This window comes from Saccharopolyspora sp. (genome assembly GCF_017434145.1).
GTDB lineage: Bacteria > Actinomycetota > Actinomycetes > Mycobacteriales > Pseudonocardiaceae > Saccharopolyspora_C > Saccharopolyspora_C galaxeae.
The window spans coordinates 1-2,968 of sequence record NZ_JAFRFW010000676.1; the positions used below are offsets into that span (position 1 = coordinate 1).

Sequence of the window (2,968 nt, forward strand, 5' to 3'; positions counted from 1 at the left end):
GCTCGCGGACCGCGGCCACGAACGGCACCACCCGGCGCGACTCCTCCGCGGCGTCCACCGGTTCGCCCTGCGCACCGGCCCGGACGCCGCCGATATCGACGATGTCGGCGCCGTCGGCGACCGCGGTGTCCACGGCGTCCAGCGCGGACTGCGCGTCGAAGGTGCTGCCACCGTCGAAGAACGAGTCGCGGGTGCGGTTGACGATGGCCATGACCAGCGGCCGATCCCCGGTCACGTCCTTGTCCCCGAAGCGCAGCGCGGGAAGTGCCTTCATGTCACCGATACTGGCACGCTCGGCGGACGGCCGGACCGGCCGCGGTCAACCGGCGCAGGCGTCCAGCGCCGCGTCGACGTCGGTGACGACGGTGAGCGAGTCCAGCGCGCGCTGCGAAGCGAACCCGTCGGCGACCAGGCCGCGGACCCAGTCGAGCATCCCGCGGTAGTGGCCGTCCGGGTCCAGCAGCACGACCGGCTTCGCGTGCATCCCGATGTAGCGCGAGGTCCACACCTCGAACAGCTCCTCGCAGGTGCCGATGCCGCCGGGCAGCGTCAGGAACGCCGAGGCGTGCGCGTCCATCAGCCCCTTGCGCTCCCGCATGGTGTCCACGACCAGCAGCTCGTCCGCGTCGTCGTCGGCGACCTCCTGATCCACCAGTGCGCGCGGGATGACCCCGACCGAGCGGGCGCCGCCCGCGCGGGCCGCCCGGGCGACCTCGCCCATCATCGACACCCGGCCGCCGCCGGAGACCAGCGTCCAGTTCCGCTTGGCGACCCCGCTGCCCACCTCGGCTGCGAGGTCCAAGTGCCGCTGGTCCACCGGCCCGGACGCGCAGTACACGCAGACCGCGACGTCCTCCCCGATGGCGTCCCCGGCGGCGTCCTGCTCGCTCAATGCGTCTCCTCCCACGCTCGGTATGCCTCCTGCACGATCTCCACGGCGTCGTCGACGTCGTCGGTCAGGTGCAGCAGGGCGAGGTCCTTGTCCCCGATCTTGCCGGAGGCGTGCATGGTGTCCCGCACCCAGTCGTAGAGGCCCTGCCAGTACGACTTGCCGAACAGCACGACGGGGAACTTGGTGACCTTCTTGGTCTGCACCAGGGTCAGCGACTCGAACAACTCGTCCATCGTGCCGAAACCGCCGGGCAGGCAGATGAATCCTTGGGCGTACTTGATGAACATGGTCTTGCGCGCGAAGAAGTAGCGGAAGTTCACGCCCAGGTCCACCCACGGGTTGAGGCCCTGCTCGAAGGGCAGCTCGATGCCCAGCCCGATGGACAGCCCGCCCGCTTCGGACGCGCCCCGGTTCGCCGCTTCCATGGTACCGGGGCCGCCGCCGGTGATCACCGCGCAGCCGATCTCGGCCAGTGCCTTGCCCAGCTGCTCGCCCACCTCGTACTCGGGGTGCTCGCGGGGCGTGCGCGCGGAGCCGAACACCGTCACCGCGCGCGGCACCTCGGCCAGCGCGCCGAAACCTTCGACGAACTCGGACTGGATCCGCAGCACCCGCCACGGATCGGTGTGCACCCAGTCGGTCGGGCCGCGGGAGTCGAGCAGGCGCTGATCGGTGGTGCCGGGATCCTGCAATCGGGAGCGGCGCAGCACCACCGGCCCGCGTCGCTTCTCCGGCGGGCGCTCCGCGCCGTTGGGTGAGCCCTGGATGGTCATGGCATTGAGGGTATGCAGCGGCGGCGAACGCCGGGTTCCACGGCAGTGACCACGGCGTGGCGCCGCGCGCCCTGCGGCCCGAGAGCCTTGTTGACCAGTGCATACGGGCTGAACGGAACCTGCGCCCGGAGTACCGTGAGCAGTGCGACGGCTCCGGTGGAGCCGGGGCTTTCGCGTCCTCGCCGATCGAGGTTGGGAGCCCGCCATGCTCGTCGAACTCATCATCGGGATCGCGCTGCTCGTGGCGCTGTGCACCGCCTCCAGCGTCCGGATCATCAAGCAGTACGAACGCGGAGTGGTGTTCCGCTTCGGGCGGGTGCTGTCGGCGCCGCGCGAGCCGGGGCTGACCGCGATCGTGCCGGGCGTCGACCGGCTGCAGAAGGTGAACCTGCAGATCGTGACCATGCCGGTGCCCGCGCAGGAAGGCATCACCAGGGACAACGTGACGGTGCGGGTGGACGCGGTGGTCTACTTCAACGTCACCGACCCGACCCGTGCGGTGGTCAACGTCGAGGACTACCTGTTCGCCATGGGCCAGGTCGCGCAGACCTCGCTGCGCTCGATCATCGGCAAGAGCGACCTGGACGAGCTGCTGGCCAACCGGGAGAAGCTCAACCAGGGCCTCGAAGTCATGATCGACAGCCCGGCGCTGGGCTGGGGCGTGCACATCGACCGGGTGGAGATCAAGGACGTCTCGCTGCCGGAGACGATGAAGCGCTCCATCGCGCGGCAGGCCGAGGCGGAACGCGAGCGGCGTTCCCGGATCATCTCCGCCGACGGCGAGTACCAGGCTTCGCGCAAGCTCTCCGACGCCGCGAACGTCATGTCCGGCAGTCCCGAGGCGTTGCAGCTGCGGCTGCTGGAGACGGTGGTGGAGGTCGCCGCGGAGAAGAACTCGACGCTGGTCCTGCCGTTCCCCGTGGAGCTGCTGCGGTTCGTGGAGAACGTGCAGGGCGGCGCGACCGGCAAACCCGCCGAGAAATCCGCTGAACAGCCGCCGTCGGAGGCGCCGCAGCAGGCGCGGACGCCGGAACCGCGCGCCCCGGTGGAAGAATCGGCCGAGTTGGACGGCATTCCGCAGGTCTCCGAACCGCTCGCGGCACCTGACGTGGAGGGCTTGCCGCACGTGCACGACGGCCGCGTCGGCGACTCCTGACGCTGCTCAGCTCAAGAACCGGGTGAGCACGTCCGCGCAATGCCGGACGTCGGCAGCCGGGACGTGCTCCTGCTGGGTGTGCGCCAGCGTCGGCGACCCCGGCCCGAAGTTCACCGCGGGGAGTCCGCGCGCGGCGAAGCGGGCCAC

At 70.5% G+C, this 2,968-nt stretch carries 4 protein-coding genes and 1 pseudogene; 1 reads left to right on the forward strand and 4 read right to left on the reverse strand.

What is annotated here, in order from left to right; genetic code table 11:
- From IJH84_RS18515 to IJH84_RS18525, 3 genes are all read right to left on the reverse strand, one after another.
- On the reverse strand, window positions 1-274 hold a 274-nt coding region (locus IJH84_RS18515), incomplete at its 3' end, for a dihydropteroate synthase (RefSeq protein WP_295146736.1).
- Window positions 275-319: 45 nt separating this feature from the next.
- The gene (locus IJH84_RS18520; protein WP_233628404.1) at window positions 320-892 is read right to left on the reverse strand and encodes a TIGR00730 family Rossman fold protein; all 573 of its coding nucleotides are present in this window, start codon (window positions 890-892) and stop codon (window positions 320-322) included.
- Window positions 889-1,665 (reverse strand): TIGR00730 family Rossman fold protein, encoded by a 777-nt coding sequence (locus tag IJH84_RS18525; RefSeq protein ID WP_200073281.1) that lies wholly within the window; start codon window positions 1,663-1,665, stop codon window positions 889-891. The genes IJH84_RS18520 and IJH84_RS18525 overlap by 4 nt, the downstream gene beginning before the upstream one ends.
- Window positions 1,666-1,870: 205 nt before the next feature.
- Between IJH84_RS18525 and IJH84_RS18530 the strand changes: the two genes are divergently transcribed.
- Complete coding sequence (locus IJH84_RS18530) at window positions 1,871-2,821, forward strand: slipin family protein (protein WP_295146739.1); 951 nt, start codon at window positions 1,871-1,873, stop codon at window positions 2,819-2,821.
- A gap of 6 nt (window positions 2,822-2,827) precedes the next feature.
- Here IJH84_RS18530 and IJH84_RS18535 read toward each other — a convergent pair.
- Window positions 2,828-2,968, reverse strand: a pseudogene (locus IJH84_RS18535) (succinyl-diaminopimelate desuccinylase); the annotation flags it as partial.